General features: G+C 64.7%; 13 protein-coding genes. 10 read left to right on the top strand and 3 right to left on the bottom strand.

What is annotated here, in order from left to right:
• Positions 1-262: 262 nt before the first annotated feature.
• Positions 263-3,145, top strand: coding sequence for a bifunctional diguanylate cyclase/phosphodiesterase (locus ACODSU_RS24675; RefSeq protein ID WP_488845538.1), 2,883 nt, complete (start codon positions 263-265; stop codon positions 3,143-3,145).
• A 226-nt stretch (positions 3,146-3,371) separates the two neighbouring features.
• Here the strand turns inward: ACODSU_RS24675 and ACODSU_RS24670 are convergent, their stop codons facing one another.
• The 3 genes from ACODSU_RS24670 to ACODSU_RS24660 all read right to left on the bottom strand — a co-directional run bounded on the left by ACODSU_RS24670 (position 3,372) and on the right by ACODSU_RS24660 (position 6,235).
• The gene (locus ACODSU_RS24670) at positions 3,372-4,130 is read right to left on the bottom strand and encodes a 3-hydroxyacyl-CoA dehydrogenase (protein WP_110961292.1); all 759 of its coding nucleotides are present in this window, start codon (positions 4,128-4,130) and stop codon (positions 3,372-3,374) included.
• 114 nt (positions 4,131-4,244) lie between these two features.
• The gene (locus tag ACODSU_RS24665; RefSeq protein WP_309824599.1) at positions 4,245-5,297 is read right to left on the bottom strand and encodes an extracellular solute-binding protein; all 1,053 of its coding nucleotides are present in this window, start codon (positions 5,295-5,297) and stop codon (positions 4,245-4,247) included.
• A gap of 389 nt (positions 5,298-5,686) precedes the next feature.
• On the bottom strand, positions 5,687-6,235 hold the full coding sequence (locus ACODSU_RS24660; RefSeq protein ID WP_015014459.1) for a phasin family protein: 549 nt from the start codon (positions 6,233-6,235) through the stop codon (positions 5,687-5,689).
• A gap of 199 nt (positions 6,236-6,434) precedes the next feature.
• Here ACODSU_RS24660 and ACODSU_RS24655 point away from each other — a divergent pair, with 199 nt between their 5' ends.
• The 9 genes from ACODSU_RS24655 to ACODSU_RS24615 form a co-directional block, all read left to right on the top strand.
• Entirely contained in the window at positions 6,435-7,367 is a 933-nt protein-coding gene (locus tag ACODSU_RS24655) for a histone deacetylase family protein (protein ID WP_060986310.1), read from the top strand.
• Positions 7,364-7,846: an acyl-CoA thioesterase gene (locus ACODSU_RS24650; RefSeq protein ID WP_488845535.1), complete on the top strand. Its 483-nt coding sequence runs from the start codon at positions 7,364-7,366 to the stop codon at positions 7,844-7,846. Before ACODSU_RS24655 ends, ACODSU_RS24650 begins: the two co-directional genes overlap by 4 nt.
• Positions 7,847-8,098: 252 nt before the next feature.
• The gene (pncB, locus tag ACODSU_RS24645) at positions 8,099-9,319 is read left to right on the top strand and encodes a nicotinate phosphoribosyltransferase (RefSeq protein ID WP_488845533.1); all 1,221 of its coding nucleotides are present in this window, start codon (positions 8,099-8,101) and stop codon (positions 9,317-9,319) included.
• A gap of 76 nt (positions 9,320-9,395) precedes the next feature.
• On the top strand, positions 9,396-10,808 hold the full coding sequence (locus tag ACODSU_RS24640) for a sodium:proton antiporter (protein WP_488845531.1): 1,413 nt from the start codon (positions 9,396-9,398) through the stop codon (positions 10,806-10,808).
• A gap of 176 nt (positions 10,809-10,984) precedes the next feature.
• Positions 10,985-11,968 carry a 2-hydroxyacid dehydrogenase gene (locus ACODSU_RS24635; RefSeq protein WP_488845529.1) on the top strand — a complete coding sequence of 328 codons (984 nt, stop codon included), beginning with the start codon at positions 10,985-10,987 and terminating at the stop codon, positions 11,966-11,968.
• 75 nt (positions 11,969-12,043) lie between these two features.
• Positions 12,044-13,897, top strand: a complete 1,854-nt coding sequence (locus ACODSU_RS24630; RefSeq protein ID WP_488845527.1) for a DNA recombination protein RmuC — start codon at positions 12,044-12,046, stop codon at positions 13,895-13,897.
• Positions 13,894-15,093 carry an MFS transporter gene (locus tag ACODSU_RS24625; RefSeq protein ID WP_488845524.1) on the top strand — a complete coding sequence of 400 codons (1,200 nt, stop codon included), beginning with the start codon at positions 13,894-13,896 and terminating at the stop codon, positions 15,091-15,093. Before ACODSU_RS24630 ends, ACODSU_RS24625 begins: the two co-directional genes overlap by 4 nt.
• A 40-nt stretch (positions 15,094-15,133) precedes the next feature.
• A complete protein-coding gene (locus ACODSU_RS24620) occupies positions 15,134-16,471 on the top strand; it encodes a tetratricopeptide repeat protein (RefSeq protein WP_488845522.1) in 1,338 nt (445 codons plus the stop codon).
• Positions 16,472-16,518: 47 nt separating this feature from the next.
• Positions 16,519-17,335: FecR family protein (locus ACODSU_RS24615; RefSeq protein WP_488845520.1), on the top strand; the 817-nt coding region annotated here is incomplete at its 3' end.

Here is a 17,335-nt window from a genome sequence, read left to right as displayed (position 1 = left end):
AATACCGGCCTGTCACGCCGGGGGTCGCGGGTTCGAGTCCCGTCCACTCCGCCAGATATCAACCGCTGCAGTCGCAAGACTGCAGCGGTTTTTTTATGCCTCTTTTGGTACGCCATGCGCTCGCATGGCTGTGCAAGCATCTTGATACAGGCCGCTGCTGGGGTTCAACCTGTTACAAGTGGTAGGGCCTGTGCAAGAATCAGCGGTATCCGGCCGCATCTCCCTACCGCCCAGACGGCTCTCAAAGATCCATCCCGCGCCTATGAACCTTTTTCGGCTGCAGATTCACCCACAGCACCTGGCCAGCTTCAAAGCTGTGGCGCCGGTGCTTTACTTGTTGACCGGTGGGGTGATCGCAGCCTGGGCCTATTTCTCGGTGGCCAGTCCGCAACGGGTGGGGCACTACCTCACGCTGCACCAAGTGCTGGAGACGCTGTCCATTGCTGTGTCTGCCCTGGTGTTTGCAGTGGGGTGGAAGGCACACAGCCTCAATCCGCAGCGCAATGTTCTCATCCTGGCCTGCGGCTTTCTGGGCGTGGCGATCCTGGATTTTTCGCACATGCTGTCATTCGCTGGCATGCCCGACTACATCACGCCCAACTCGGTGGCCAAGGGCATCAATTTCTGGTTGCCCGCGCGATACCTGGGGGCGCTGACGCTTCTCGGCGCGGTGGCGCTGCATTGGCGCGTGCCGGGCGATGCAGCTGCACCTGGCCCTGGCAGGTTTTTGGTGCTTGCGCTGGTACTGGCCGTTGTCGCAGTCATCCACGCCGTTGTGTTCTTGTTTCCACAGTGGTACCCGCAGACCTATGACGACCAGGGGCTCACACGGTTCAAGATTGCTTCCGAGTACGGCGTGGTGGCCTTGTACGCGGCGTCGCTGGGCGTGCTGCTGCACTGGGCGCGGGAGCGTGCCGCTTTCGATGTGGCCAGGTTGTTCGCCGCCGTGTGGGTGATGGCCCTGAGCGAGTTTTTTTTCACGTTCTACGTCGTCGCGACCGACCCCTTCAATCTGCTGGGCCATATGTACAAGGTGGTGGGGTACTACTACCTGTACCGCGCCATTTTTGTGGGCACCATCGAGGCACCGTACCGGGTGCTCAAGCAGTCCGACAAGGCCATGCGGGCCGTGCTAGATGCCGTGCCTGACTTGATGTTCGAGGTGACCCGCGACGGTCGCTATGTGCAGATCCATACGCGCCAGCCCGAATTGCTGCTGATGCCCGCCAACGAGGTCGTGGGGCGTTCGATCCACGACATCCTGCCCCCTGCGGCAGCCGCCGTAGCGCAGGCTGCGATCAATGCCGCAGCAGAGCAGGGCCTGGCCCGCGACTTCCAGTACGCACTGGACTTGCCCGATGGGCAGCACTGGTTTGAGCTGTCCGTGGCGCGCAAGGGAATGGAGGATGAAACGGATGATCACTTTGTGGTGCTGTCCCGCGACATCACGCAGCGGGTTCAGATGTTGGACACCCTGCGCAAGCTGCGGCATGCCGTGGAGCAGGCGCCTAACTCCATTTTCATTGCAGGCGCTGACGGCAACATCGAATACGTGAACCCCGCGTTCACCGCCACGACAGGCTACAGCCCCGAGGAGGTGATTGGCCGTAACCCGCGTCTGCTGAGTGCCGGGGCCACGCCTGCCAGCGTGTATGCCGACCTGTGGGCGCATCTGACATCGGGCCGTCCGTGGCGTGGCGAATTCGTCAACCGCCGCAAAGGCGGCGGCGAGTACAACGAGTCCGCCATCATCTCGCCATTGCACGACGAACAGGGCCGCATCACCCACTACCTGGCCGTACAGGAAGACGTGACGGAGCGCCGGCGTGACGAGGAGCGCATCCGCAAGCTGATCAACTTCGATGCGCTGACGGGCCTGCCCAACCGCACGATGTTCGCGTCCCGGTTCAGCCAGGCCCTTGCGTTGACCCAGCGCAGCGGCCATCAGCTCGCGCTGCTGTACCTGGACCTGGATCACTTCAAGAATGTTAACGACTCGCTCGGTCACCAGGTAGGGGACGGCTTGCTGATCGAGATTGCGCACCGGTTGCAGTCGGTGGTGCGCGATGAAGACACGGTGTCGCGGCAGGGCGGGGACGAGTTCGTCATCGTGCTGCCGCTCACCGATGCGCAGCAGGCAGCCCATGTAGCCGACGAGCTGCAAGCGCAAGTGCGCCGTATCTGCAAGCTGGAGCACCACGAGCTGGTGGTGACTTCTTCCATCGGTATTGCGATGTACCCCGAGGATGGGGGGGACTTCGAGACCCTGGCGCAGCGCGCCGACGCTGCCATGTTCCGCGCCAAAGAGTCCGGGCGTGACACCTACCGGTTCTTCTCGGCGGACATGCAGGCCCGGTCGCTCAGGGTGCTGCAGATCGAGAACGCCCTGCGCAGTGCCTTGGTGCAGGGCCAGTTGACACTGCACTACCAGCCACAAATTCGGCTGAAGGACCGGCGCTTGGTGGGCGTGGAGGCCTTGCTGCGCTGGACGCACCCTGAGCTGGGCGTCGTCAGCCCGGCCGAATTTATACCGGTGGCCGAGAGCAGCGGCCAGATTCTGGGCATCGGCGAATGGGTGCTGCGCACTGCGTTGGCCCAGGCCCGGCAGTGGCGTGATGCAGGCCATACTGAGCTGGTGGTGGCGGTGAACCTGTCGATGGTGCAGTTTCGCCACCCGGGTCTGGTGGACATGGTGGGACGGGCGCTGGCCGACAGCAACGTGCCCCCGCTGATGCTGGAGCTGGAGCTGACCGAAAGCATCGCCATGGATGCACCGGAGCAGGTGATTGCCATCGTGCGGCAGCTGTATGACCTGGGCGTGCAACTGTCCATCGACGACTTTGGCACCGGGTACTCGTCGTTCAGCTACATCCAGCGCCTCAAGGTGCACAAGCTCAAGATCGACCAGTCGTTTGTGCGCCATCTGGGTGAAGACCCCAGCGCGCCCCACATCGTGCGCGCCATCATCGGCCTGGCGCAAAGCCTGGGTCTGGAGACCATCGCAGAGGGTGTGGAAACGGTGGCGCAGCGCGATGTGCTTTTGGGACTGGGCTGCGACACGGGGCAGGGTTACCACTTCAGCCGCCCGGTGCGTGCTGCCGACTTGCAGGGGCTTCTTACCCAAGGCCACGCGGTATTGGGTTGAGAGGGCGGGAGGCAGAGGCAAGCCACCGCCCAAACAAAACCGCCGCGTTGTGGGCGCGGCGGTGGGGGCATCAGCAAAGGGTTTGGCTCGCGGTAGTCCCGCGGCCTGTGCAGGCTCCTGATGGACTGCTTTTTGTGCCAAACAAGCGCCATGCGCTAGAGGAATATGCCTGAGTTGCTATCGAAAGAGTAGCATTAAGACTCGCTTCAATGACCCCGGTGCCGGCTTAGCGTGGAGCCAGGCGAATGGCACCGTCCAGACGGATCACCTCGCCATTGAGCATGTCGTTTTCGAGGATGTGGCGCACCAGCTTGGCGTAGTCCTGCGGGGTGCCCAGTCGGCTGGGGAAGGGCACGCCAGCAGCCAGCGCGTCCTGCACCTCTTGTGGCATGCCAAACAGCATGGGGGTGCCGAAGATGCCGGGCGCAATGGTCATGTTGCGGATGCCGTTGCGGGCCAGGTCACGGGCAATTGGCAGGGTCATGCCCACCACGCCGCCCTTGGAGGCTGCATAGGCGGCCTGGCCGATCTGGCCGTCATAGGCAGCCACGCTGGCCGTGGAGATCAGCACGCCACGCTCGCCGGTGGATTCGGGCTCGTTCTTGCTCATGGCCTCAGCGGCCAGGCGGATCATGTTGAAGCTCCCGATCAGGTTGACCGTGATGGTCTTGCTGAACAGGGCCAGCGCATGCGCGCCGTTCTTGCCCACGGTCTTCTCGGCGGGGGCGATGCCGGCGCAGTTCACCAGGCCCACCAGTTTGCCCAGCGACACGGCCTTGGCCACCACGGCCTGGCCGTCGGCCTCGTTGCTCACATCGCACTTCACGAACGCGCCGCCGATTTCTTTGGCTACGGCCTCGCCTTTTTCGGCCTGCATGTCGGCAATGACCACGATGCCGCCCTGGGCGGCCAGCATGCGTGCCGTGCCTTCGCCCAGGCCCGATGCGCCGCCGGTGACGATGAATACCTTGCCTTGGATGTCCATGGTTGTCTCCAGTAAGTGACGTTAACGTAAACGTCAATTATGGCGCATCTCCCTGCCGTGCTGAACGCGAAAAAAAGCCCGGACCAGGCCGGGCTTGTGGTGGGTGAGGGCAGGTTACTGGAAGCCCACGCGGTCCAGCATCTGCTGCACCTTGGTGGTGTTTGCACCCACCGCGCTGATCGGGATGGTCTCGCTCTTGAAAGGCTTGCCACCGGTCATGGCCTTGAGTGCCGGGTTGTCCAGCGCCACGCCCTTGGCTGCAGGCCACTCGTTGTTGCCATTCGCAAAGTAGTTCTGTGCCTCGGGGCTGGCCAGGTATTCGAGGAACTTGATGGCGTTGGCCTGGTTCTTGGAGTGCTTGGCCACTGCGCCGCCAGCGATGTTCAGGTGCGTGCCCCAGGATTCCTGGTTGGGGAACACCACGCCCACCTTGTTGACCACGGCTACGTCTTCGGGCTTGTTGGACCGCATCATGCGCGCCAGATAGTAGGTGTTGGTCACGGCGATATCGCACTCGCCGGCGGCCACGGCCTTGATCTGGTCGGTGTCGCCACCCTTGGGCGGGCGGGCCAGGTTGGCCACCATGCCCTTGAGCCAGGCCTCGGCCTTCTGTTCGCCCATGTGTTCCGTCACCGCGCCGAACAGGCTCAGGTTGTAGGGGTGCGAGCCCGAGCGGATGCACAGCTTGCCTTTGTTCTTGGGGTCACCCAGTTCTTCGTAGGTGTCCACATCGGCCTTTTGCATCTTGACCTTGTTGTAGACGATCACGCGCGCACGGGTGGACAGGCCAAACCACGAGATACCGCCGTCCGCAGCCGGCTGGCTGCGCAGGTTGGCGGGGATGGCATCGTTCAGCACCTTGGACTGGATGGGCTGGAACAGGCCGTCCACCTCGCCCTTGTACAGGCGGGCAGCGTCCACCAGCAGGATGACGTCGGCGGGGGAGGCGGCGCCCTCGGCCTTCAGCCGGGCCAGGATGCCGGCATCGTCGGCATCCACACGGTTGATCTTGATGCCCGTGGCCTTGGTGAAGCCGGTGTACAGGGCCTCGTCGGTGGAGTAGTGGCGGGCCGAGTAGAGGTTGACCACTTGTTCCTGGGCATGCACGGCACCTGCAGCGGCGGCCAGCGCACAAGCGCCCAACAAGGCTTTCACAGTCTTCGACATGGGTTGCATCTTTCGGGGTTGAAACTGCGGCAATGATAAAGCAAACGCGAATTATTCTTGATCAATGTTCAGCGCAAAGGCCGGATTTGGCGTCCGGGTTTGAGGTGGCGCAAGGGCCCAATGCGCTGGGCACTGGGTCGCCTCCAGTGGATGAGTTCTTAACGCGGGCCGGTTCCAGTGCCCGCTGTTTTGACCACTGCAGCGGGCAGACCAAAAAAAAGCCCGGTCGTAAAACCGGGCTTTAAAAGGATCCTTGAAACGGGGGTTTCGAGAGGATCCAAGGAGACAACTGGGGCGCTGTTGACAAGGTCAGTAGCGCATGGGTTGAATTATCAGGGTATTCCCTGAACGCGGCCTAGAGGTTGCACTCCAGACCGCAGGTAAGGCGATTAACGCTTGCGGGGAGCAGCCGTCTTGGCAGCGTTGGCAGCGGTGTTGGCCACGGCGTTGAAGTTGGCTTCAGCCACGTCAGACGCTTGCTTGACAGCCTTTTGCACCGACTCAAACGCGTTGTTGGCGGCAGACACGGCGCTCTTCATCACGGCCACAGCGGTTTCGGAACCGGCGGGGGCATTCTTGGCGGCGCTGTCCACCAGGTTGGTGAAAGCCTTCTGCGCGTCGGTGGCCTGGGCTTCGAAAGCCTTGCCGAACTCGGCGCCGGTGCCCGAAGCGATGTCATACAGGTGGCGGCTGTAAGCGGCGGTCTTTTCAGCCAGGGGCTGGAACAGGCCGGCTTGCAGGGCCAGCAGTTCTTGGGCGTCCTTCACGGCCAGCACGGCTTGCGTGTGGTTGGCGGCTTCGGACAGCGCAGCGCGCGAAGCGGTCACGTTCAGTTCGACCAGCTTTTCCACGCCTTCGAAAGCCTTGGAGGTCAGGCCAAACAGGGTTTCGATGTTGGCCTTGTGGGATGCCAGGATTTGTTCTGCGGTCAGCGACATGTCATATCTCCTAAAAATGAGGGCCCATGGGGCCGGGGTGGTTCACGGACATCTGCGCTGACCTTGACCTGATAGTCATGTTGCAGTGCAGCATGGATTGAATTTTAGGGACTTGCGGCGCTATTGCAAGGGGTTTTTGTTGCAGCGCAGCAAATTAGACACGATCACCCAGAAATCCTCGGCTTGCCACAATCGTGTCATGCATGCTTACTACGCCGACCACTTCGTGTTGCCCCTGCCCGAGGGCCACCGCTTCCCCATGGCCAAGTACCGCATGCTGCGCGACCGGATTGCAGAGCATTTGCCGGGCGCCGTACTGAAAGAGGCACTGCCCGCATCCGATGAGGCGCTGGCGCGCGTGCACAGCCCGCAGTACATCGACGCTGTGGCCCACGGCACGCTCGCGCCCGCCGCCCAGCGGGAGATCGGCTTTCCCTGGAGCCCGGCCATGGCCGAACGCGCGCGCCGCTCGGTGGGCGCCACCCTGGCCGCTACCCGCGCCGCGTGGCGCGAGGGGGTGGCGGGCAACCTGGCTGGCGGCACGCACCACTCGTATGCCGACAAAGGCAGTGGCTTTTGTGTGTTCAACGATGTGGCGGTGGCTGCCCGGCAGGCACAGGCCGACCACCTGAACGATGGCTCGGGCTGGCCGCTGCAGGTGGCGGTGATCGACCTGGATGTGCACCAAGGCAACGGCACAGCCCATATCTTTCAGGGGGACGACAGCGTGTTCACCCTGTCGCTGCATGGCGCACGCAACTTTCCGTTTCGCAAGGAGCCGAGCGACCTGGATGTGGAGCTGCCCGACGGGTGTGCGGATGATGAGTACCTGCACGCGCTGGACCAGGCCTTGGAGACGCTGGACCACCGCTGCAAGCCGGATCTAGTGTTTTATCTGGCGGGGGCGGACCCCCACGTGGGTGACCGGCTGGGGCGTCTCGCCGTCACCCACGATGGGCTGGAGGCACGCGACCGGCGGGTGTTTGACTGGGCCTGGCAGCGGCGTATTCCCACGGTGTTCGTGATGGCGGGCGGTTATGGCAACGACCTGGAGGACACGCTGCAGGCGCAACTTACCACCTGGCGCGTGGCCTGGCAGTACCACCAGCGCTGGCAGAATGTGCGGCCATGACCTCTGCCGCCAGCCCCTCTCCTGTCGCTTCTTCCGCGCCGGTCCGCCCGGCTCCGCAGCCGCGCAGCGCCTACCGCGTGTTTCGCCCCATCACCACACGCTGGGCCGACAACGACGTTTATGGGCATGTGAACAACGTCGTGTACTACAGCTGGTTCGACACGGCGGTGAACGCCCATCTGATCGACCAGGGCGTGCTGGACATCCATGCGGGCCAGACCATCGGCCTGGTCATCGAGACCCAATGCAATTACTTCGCGCCGCTGGCGTTCCCGCAGACAGTGGAGGCTGGCATCCGCGTGGCGCGGCTGGGCGGCTCCAGCGTGCGTTACGAGGTGGGCCTGTTTGCGCAGGGCGAGCCGCTGACGGCGGCGGCGGGGCACTTCATCCATGTGTACGTGGACCGTGAAACCCGCCGCCCGGTGGTCGTGCCAGACGCATTGCGCAACGTGCTGCAGGCGCTGGTCATGCCCGGCTAATGGGCAGTGGATCGGCGGTTGATCAGTGGCTGCAAACCGTAGCTACTGATTTGATAGCGTCAGGCGCAGTTGCGATGTGCGCCTGGGCCCTGAACAGCCTGAATGGCCGACGGCGGCTGAACACTGGCTGACGCCGCCCGCCGTGCCGCGCACTGGGCGCCGCGATGGCCTACACTTTGCGGCTTTGTTGTCCGGTCCGCGGCCGGAGCATCGCGTGCCCAGCGTGCGCGGTTTCTGAGGCTTGCCCTGTCCATGATCATCACCAGCCTGCTCGACACCGACCTGTACAAGTTCACCATGATGCAGGTGGTGCTGCACCAGTTTCCGGGCGCGCAGGTCGAATACAAGTTCAAGTGCCGCAACCCCGGCGTGCAGCTGGCGCCGTTTGCTAACGAGATCCGCGACGAGATCCGTTCGCTGTGCAGCCTGCATTTTCAGGATGCCGAACTGGCCTACCTGCGGTCGCTGCGGTTCATCAAGAGCGACTTCGTGGACTTTCTGGGGCTGTTCAGGCTCAACGAGAAATACATCACCGTCACGCCCCAGCACAACGGCGAGATCGACATCACCATCCGCGGGCCCTGGCTGCACACCATCCTGTTCGAGATCCCGGTGCTGGCCATCATCAACGAGGTGTACTTTCGCAACACGCAGAAGGTGCCCGACTTTCCGGAAGGCCGCCGCCGGCTCGATGCCAAGATCGCACTGCTGCAGGGCGAGGGCCTGTCGGACCTTAAGATTGCCGACTACGGCACACGCCGCCGCTTCAGCCGCGCCTGGCACGAAGAAGTGCTGCGCGTGCTGGTGGCCCGCCTGGGCACCGGCGACCGCCGCCCGGGTGCACCCGCAGGCCCTGGGCAGTTTGCGGGCACCAGCAACGTGCTGTACGCGATGAAGCTGGGCGTGACCCCTTTGGGCACCATGGCGCACGAGTATCTGCAGGCCTGCCAGGCGCTGGGCCCGAGGCTGCGCGACAGCCAGGTGTTCGGCTTCGAGATGTGGGCCAAGGAATACCGGGGCGACCTGGGCATTGCGCTGTCGGACGTGTACGGCATGAGCGCCTTCCTGCGCGACTTTGACCTGTACTTCTGCAAGCTGTTCGACGGAGCCCGCCATGACAGCGGCGACCCGTTTGCCTGGGGGGAGCGCCTGTTGGACCATTACCGCAAGAACCGCGTGGACCCGCTGACCAAGACGCTGATCTTCAGCGATGCGCTCACCATCCCGCGCATCATCGAGCTGTACCAGCAGTTCCGGGGCCGCTGCCAGCTGGCGTTTGGCATTGGCACCAATCTGACCAACGACCTCGGCAGCCCACCAGCCCACGAGCCCTTGCAGGTGGTCATCAAGATGACGCGTTGCAACGACCAGCCGGTGGCCAAGCTCTCCGACACGCCGGGTAAGGGCATGTGCGATGACGAGAAGTACCTGGCCTACCTGCGCCAGGTGTTTGAGATCCCCTCGCCGGTGTGACCTTGCAGTGCAGGTGTCGCGCGGGTGCCGACACCTTGCCCCCTGATTTTTTAGCAATGAGACGGAGACATAAACCATGAAATTCACGCGCGGGCTGGCAGTGGCCGGCCTACTGGCGGCGTTGCCGGGGCTGGCACTGGCGGCCGATATTGATGGCAGCGCACTGTCTGTGCTGTGGGGTGTGCCCTTTGCCGGCATTCTGCTGTCGATTGCCTTGATGCCGCTGTTGGCTCCTATCTTCTGGCACCACCACTTCGGCAAGGTCGCGGCGGGCTGGGCGCTGGCTTTTCTGGTGCCGTTTGCGCTGGTGTTTGGCCCGGGCGCAGCGGGCGCAAGTTTTGTGCACGCGCTGGTGGCCGAATACATTCCGTTCGTCATCCTGCTCACCGCGCTGTTCACCGTGGCGGGGGGCATCTACATCCGGGGCAACCTGCATGGCAGCCCGGCGCTCAATACCGCCATCCTCGCTATTGGCGCGGTGCTGGCCAGCGTCATGGGCACCACGGGGGCATCGATGCTGCTCATCCGCCCGTTGATCCGCGCCAATGACAACCGCAAGCACACGGCGCATGTGGTGGTGTTTTTCATCTTCATCGTCTCCAACGCTGGGGGCTCGCTCACGCCGCTGGGCGACCCGCCGTTGTTCCTGGGCTTCCTGAAGGGCGTGGACTTCTTCTGGACGGTGAGCCACATCTTCCCCGAGACCCTGTTCCTGGTCGGTTCCCTGCTCGCCATCTTTTTCGTGATGGACTCCTGGTACTACCACCGGCGCGAAGAGGTGCTCAAGGCCGACCCCACCCCCGACACCAAAGCCATCGGCTTTGACGGCAAGGCCAACTTTGCGCTGCTGGGCGTGGTGGTGGCGCTGGTGCTGCTCAGCGGCCTGTGGAAGTCGCAGGTGGCGTTCACCATCGCCGGGGCCGAGGTAGGCCTGCCCGGAATCGTGCGGGACGTGGGCCTGATCATCGTGGCGCTGGTGTCCCTGCGTATCACGCCCAAACAGGTGCATGAAGACAACCAGTTCAGCTGGGGCCCCATGCAGGAGGTCGCCAAGCTGTTTGCGGGTATCTTCCTCACCATCATTCCGGTCATTGCCATGCTCAAGGCGGGCGTCAATGGTCCGTTTGGCGCCGTGGTATCCGCTGTCACGCGGCCGGACGGCACCCCCGACCCGGCCATGTACTTCTGGGCGTCCGGGCTGCTCAGCTCCTTCCTCGACAACGCGCCGACCTACCTGGTCTTCTTCAACACCGCCGGGGGCGACCCGGCCGTGCTGATGACCACCCTGGCCCCCACGCTGGCTGCCATCTCGGCGGGCTCGGTGTTCATGGGTGCCAACAGCTACATCGGCAATGCGCCCAACATGATGGTCAAGGCCATTGCCGAAGACCGGGGCGTGAAGATGCCCAGCTTCTTCGGCTACATGCTGTGGTCGGGGGGCATTCTGGTGCCGCTCTTTATCGTCATGACTTTCATCTGGTTTAGATAGTGAACATCCCCCTGAGCGGCTGCGCCGCTTCCCCCTTCTCTCGCACCGCTGCGCGCTGCGGGAAGGGGGACGCCGCCCTCGCTGCAGGGCGGCCTTTGCTCGGCGGCCGCTGGCTTGGTCCACGCCAGTTTTTATAGGCCGACGTGCCTTGCGAATAGTTTGGAGATTGAAGACTTATGAGCAAACCCCGCATCCTGGTCGCCCGCGCGATCTTTCCCGACATCGTGGACCGTCTGCGTGAGCATTTCGACGTCGAAGCCAACCCCGACGACGTGATCTGGACCCCGCAAGAGCTGGCCGCGCGCCTGGCCGACAAGGACGGTGTCCTGACCACCGGCAGCCAGCGCATCGATGCCGCACTGCTCGCCGCCGCGCCGCGCCTCAAGATCTGCGCCAACATGGCCGTGGGCTACAACAACTTTGACGTGGATGCCATGACGGCGGCTGGCGTGCAGGGCACCAACACGCCCGACGTGCTCACCGAGACCACGGCCGACTTCGGCTTTGCATTGCTGATGGCCACGGCCCGCCGCATGACCGAGAGCGAGCATTACCTGCGGGCCGGAAAGTGGACCAAGTGGAGCTACGACATGTTCGCGGGCAGCGACATCCACGGCAGCACGCTGGGCATCATCGGCATGGGCCGCATCGGACAGGGCATTGCCAAGCGCGGCGCGCACGGCTTTGGCATGAAGGTGATCTACCACAACCGCTCGCGCTTGTCGCCCGCGCTGGAGGCCGAATGCAAGGCCACCTATGTGGGCAAGGATGAGTTGCTGCGCACCGCAGAACACGTGGTGCTGGTGGTGCCCTACACGGCAGAATCGCACCACACCATTGGCGCGGCCGAGCTGGCGCTGATGAAGCCCACGGCCACGCTGGTCAACATTGCGCGTGGCGGCATCGTGGACGACGCTGCGCTGGCGCTAGCCTTGCGCGAGCGCCGCATCGCGGCTGCAGGGCTGGATGTGTTTGAAGGCGAACCCAGTGTGCACCCCGATCTGCTGACCGTGCCCAACGTGGTGCTTACCCCGCACATTGCCAGCGCCACGGTGCCTACCCGGCGCGCCATGGCCAACCTGGCGGCGGACAACCTGATTGCCTTCTTGGGCGGGCGTGGACCGCTCACACCGGTCAATCAGCCCGCCAGCCTGCGTTGATTTCAAGTTTCGAGTCCAATCGACCGGATGCGCTAGTCGATCATGCGCTGATAGCTATCAAAACCATAGTAAACCTTGACCGCTGACACCCTTGTTCTCCTGGCCGCGCTGACACTGGCGCTGGTTCTTCTGGTGGTGCTGTTGCTGCGCCGTCCCCGCGTGGATCTGCCGCCCGAGTGGCTGGCACGCCTGCAGTCGCTGGAGCAAACCACCCAGGCCACCCAGATTGCCGTGGCCAAGAATGACGGCGCGCTGGACGGCATGGGGCAGCAACTGCGCGGCTTTACCCAGACCACACAGTCCACGCTGGAGACCCTGCGCCACGCGGTGGATGAACGCCTGGCCCAGGCGGTGGCCGAGTCCCGCAACGGGCGGGCGGAGCTGCTAGCAGCTTTCGGCGTGTTTGAAGGGCGGCTGGACCAGCGCCTGGCGGCTTTCGATGCGGCGCTGACGCAGCGCCAGGCCGCGCAGGACGCCGCCCTGGCCCAGCGGTTTGACGCCTTGCAGAACGCCGTGGCGGGCCGGCTGGAAGAGAGCAGCAAGGCCTTGTTGGCCCATCTGGCCCAGGGCCAGGCCGACGCGGCAGCCGCGCGCACCGAGCTGTCGGCCACCCTGGTGGGCTTTCGCACCGAGCTGACCACCACCACCGCTGCGCTGGCGGCCGAAAGCGTCAAGTCCCGCGAAGCCATGGCCGAAAGCACGGTACTGTTTGAAAAGCGCATCCAGGAGCGCTTTGAGGCCCTGCAGGCCGCCACGCGCCTCACGCTCGACTCGCTCAAGGGCGACATCCAGACGCAGCTGGGCGCTATGTCCACCGCGCTCAAGGACCAGCTCGAAGCCAACGGCTTTCAGATCAAGAACCAGTTCTCGGTGCTGCAAGACGCCGTGTCGCAGCAGCTCACCGGCATGGTGCAGGGCAGCCAGCACAACGCTGAGCAGCTGCGCAACGCGCTCAACGAACGCCTGGCTGCCATACAGGCCGACAACGCCACCAAGCTCGAAGAAATGCGCCGCACAGTGGACGAAAAACTCCACGCCACGCTGGAGCAGCGCCTGGGCGAGTCCTTCAAGCTCGTCAGCGACCGGCTCGAACAGGTGCACAAGGGCTTGGGTGAGATGCAGACCCTGGCAGGCAGCGTGGGCGACTTGAAGCGCGTGATGACCAACGTGAAGACGCGCGGCACCTGGGGCGAAATGCAGCTGGGCGCCATCATCGACAACGTGCTCACGCCCGACCAGTTCGCGCGCAACGTCAAGACCGTGCCGGGCAGTGACGAGCTGGTGGAGTTTGCGATCCGCCTGCCCGGCAAGAGCGACGAGCACCCGGTGTGGCTGCCCATCGACTCCAAGTACCCCGTGGAGCAGTACCAGCGCCTGCTGGACGCACAGGATGCGGCCGACAAGGCGGCCGTCCTGTCGGCGGGCAACGCGTTCGAAACCTCGATCAAGCTCGAAGCCAAGAAGATCTTCGCCAAGTATGTCTCGCCCCCGCACACTACCGACTTTGCGGTGCTCTACCTGCCTACCGAAGGCCTGTTTGCCGAAGTCATGCGCCGCCCCGGCCTGGTCGAGGCCGTGCAGAACGACTGCCGCGTGATGATCACCGGGCCGGCCAATCTGGCCGCCATGCTCAACAGCCTGCAGATGGGTTTCAAGACGCTGGCGATTGAAAAGCGTTCGTCGGAAGTCTGGAGCCTCTTGGGCATGGTCAAGACCGAGTTCGCCAAGTTTGGCGATGTGGTCGAGGCCACCAAAAAGTCCATTGACGCCGCCGCCAAGAAGTTTGACGAGGTGGGCGTGCGCACCCGTGCCATCCAGCGCAAGCTGCGCGATGTGCAGGAATTGCCTGCGCCCGGCGCGGCCGGTCCGCTGGTGGGTGGCAGCACCCCGGCATTGCCCGGTCTGGACCCCGAGGAAGACCTGCAGTGAACTGGGCTCTGGCGCGCCTGATTGCGGGCCAGATCTGCGTGCACGCCTGCATGGCGGGCATGCGTCTGGCCGCTCCGCTGCTCGCCCTGCGCGAGGGCCACAGTGCTGCGGCCGTTGGGGTGTTGCTGGCACTTTTTGCCCTCACGCAGGTCTTTCTGGCCCTGCCGGCAGGGCGCTATGCAGACCGGCACGGCCTCAAGCGCCCCGTGGGCTACGCGGTGGCGGTGGCATCGGCCGGGGCGGCGCTGGCGCTGGTGTTCCCCGTTTTTCCGGTGTTGTGCCTGGCGGCGTTGATGACCGGTGGCGCCAGCGGCGCCGCGATCATTGCGCTGCAGCGCCACGTGGGGCGCGCCGCGCACGACGCCACGCAGCTCAAGCAAGTGTTCAGCTGGCTGGCCATCGGGCCTGCGGTGTCCAACTTCATCGGGCCCTTCTGTGCGGGGCTCATGATCGATAACGCGGGCAGCGCGGCGGGCAGCATGGAGGGCTACCGCGCGGCCTTCGCGCTGATGGCCGTGCTGCCCCTGCTCACCTGGTTCTGGGTGCGCGACACGGTCGAGCTGCCGCCCGTGATCGCGGCCGCAGGCGGCCCCCCCCAGCGCGCGTGGGACCTGATGAACGAGCCGCCGTTCCGCCGCCTGCTGCTGGTCAACTGGATCCTGTCCTCGTGCTGGGATGTGCACACCTTTGTGGTGCCGCTGCTCGGGCACGAGCGGGGCTTGTCGGCGTCGGTCATCGGCTCCATCCTGGGCGCGTTTGCGATTGCTGCTGCCGTCATCCGGGTGCTGATGCCCATCGTGGCCGAGCGGCTGCGCGAGCGGGTGGTGGTGGCGGGCGCCATGGTCGCTACGGCCGTGCTGTTTGGTGTGTACCCGCTGCTGCACAGCGCGCTGGCCATGGGCGTTTGTTCGGTGCTGCTCGGGTTTGCGCTGGGCTCGGTGCAGCCCATGGTGATGAGCCTGCTGCACCAGATCACGCCGCCAGCGCGCCACGGCGAGGCGCTGGGCCTGCGGCTCATGGCCATCAATGCATCCAGCGTGCTCATGCCCATGCTCTTTGGCTCTGCGGGGGCGGTGATTGGCGTGGGAGGGCTTTTCTGGGTGGTTGGCTGCGCCGTGGGCGCCGGTGCACGCACGGCGTGGCGGATGGGCGAAAACCACCCTCCAGAGTCCCCCAAAAAGGGTAAACAGGTGTAAATTGCCTCCACCCGGCAGCGGGTTTCGAGAGGGGGCGTTCATGTACCTGCGAATTTGGTCCTGGCGCGTGCTGCCATGGTGCGCGGTTCTGGCCTGGGGCGGTGGTTGGTCATGCGCGGCGCGGGCTGATGAGCTGGTACAGCAAGCGCTGGCGCTGGTGCAACAAGGCCAGGCACTTCAGGCGTTCCGCTTGCTGGATGCCCAGGAGGCCCAGCGGGCAGGCGACCCGGTATTCGACGCCGCCATGGGCGATGCTGCGCATGCCGCCGGGCAATACACGCGGGCCATCATGGCGCGCGAGCGTTGGCTGGCTGCACAACCCGGCAACATGGAGGCCCAGGTGGCGCTGGGGCAATCCCTGCAGGCCGTGGGCGACCGCCGGGGCGTGATGGCTTTGCCTGCACCCGTGCAGGCCGCACTGATTCCGGTGGATGCCGGGCACACGCTCGATCAGTTTTTGTATTCCTACGATCGGCTCGATGCCGGAGGACGCTCTTCGCTCAAGGGTTATGTGGAGCTGGGCGTCGGCCACGACTCCAATGCCAACGCAGCGCCCGTTGTGGGCGACCTGCAGTCGCCTGTGCCCGGCACCCCGGCGTGGGCGCTGCTGCCTGAGGCGCTGGCAACCTCCGGCAACTATGTGGTGGCGCAAGCGGGACTGCGGGGGCGGGCAGTGCTCAACGCCCGCTGGTCGGTGGTGGGCACAGCCGTCGGGGCTGCCCGGCACTATGGGGGCGGCGCAGACCGGTTTGACCACACGGCACTGGATGGCACCCTGGGGCTGGCCTGGCGGGCAGAGCGCCATGAACTGATTGCGTCTGGCCAAGGGTCTTACTACGCGCTGGACGGCACGCGGCTGCGGACCATGGGCGGTGTGCTGGGCGAATGGATTTACCGCATAGACGGTTTTCGCCAGTGGGGCAGCTTTGTGCAGGTGCTCGACGTGCGTTACCCCGACCAGGCGCTGCGCAATGTGCGCCGCAGCGTGGTGGGCACGTCGTATTCCCATTTGTTCCGCAACGGTTCGTCGGCCTATGGTGGCGTGTATGGTGGTCAGGAGCGCGCGCAGGCCAGCGGCGCCGACGCGCTGGGCCACCGGCTGTGGGGCCTGCGGGCGGGCGGGCAGTGGCCTCTGGCGCCTCAATGGTCTGTGTTTGCCAGTGCAGACTGGGAGCACCGGCGCTACGGCGGGAAAGACCCGTTTTTTGCGGTCACCCGTACCGACCGGCAGGCCCAGGTGGCCCTGGGGTTGAACTGGACCCCATCGCCGGGGTGGCGGGTCACGCCGCAATGGTCGTTCACGCGCAACGCGTCCACACTGCCCATCACCGACTATGAGCGCCGGGTGTTCTCCATCACCGTGCGCCGGGAGTTCTGAATGCTGTTACGTCGCTGGTCCTGTGCCGATGCACCTGGGAGTTGTCTATGACGTCAGACCAAAAATATGCGCGGCTGGCGCTGCTGATGGGCATGGTGGCGGCGTGGCCGCTGACCGGGCTGGCCGCTGCGGGGCTGGTGCAGTTCACGGCGGGAGATGTGCAACTGCGGCGGGGCGAGACCTTGTCGCGCCTGTCCAAGGGCTCCGAACTGGATGGGGGCGATGTGGTGCTGACCGGCACCGAGGGCAGGGCGCAGATACGCTTCTCCGACGGGGGGCTGGTGGCCTTGTACCCCGACTCGCAGTTCACCGTCACCCGATATGCCGACGGGGCAGGAGCGGGCGAAGACCACTTTGTGGTGAACCTGCTGCGGGGCGGGATGCGTGCCCTCACGGGGCTCATCGGCAAACGCAATCCCGCCAACTACAAGGTGGTCACGCCGACGGCGGTGGTGGGCATCCGGGGGTCCGCCTTCCTGCTGGCCATCGATGCCAACGGTCAGGTGTTCGTGTCGGGTGAGCAGGACGAGATCGAGGTGTGCACCCAGGCGGGCTGTGTGGGCGTGACAGCGGGCGAGGCGGTGCTGGTGGTCTCCGACCAGGATCTGCCGGTCTACACCCACACCCGTGCGTTGCTGCCTGTGCCCCAAGTCAGGCAACCAGATGCAGCAGGCGAGCAAGTGCGGGCTGATGGTAGTCCTACTGCGGTCGTGCTTCCACCACCACCACCACCTCCTCCTCCTCCTCCACCTCCTCCTCCTCCACCTCCACCTCCACCTCCACCTCCACCACCTCCACCTCCACCTCCACCACCTCCACCTCCACCTCCACCTCCACCTCCACCTCCACCTCCACCTCCACCTC

It is taken from the genome of Acidovorax sp. FG48 (genome assembly GCF_057809085.1).
The sequence above is the reverse complement of the archived record's forward strand: the minus strand, read 5'-3'. Positions and strand labels throughout refer to the sequence as shown.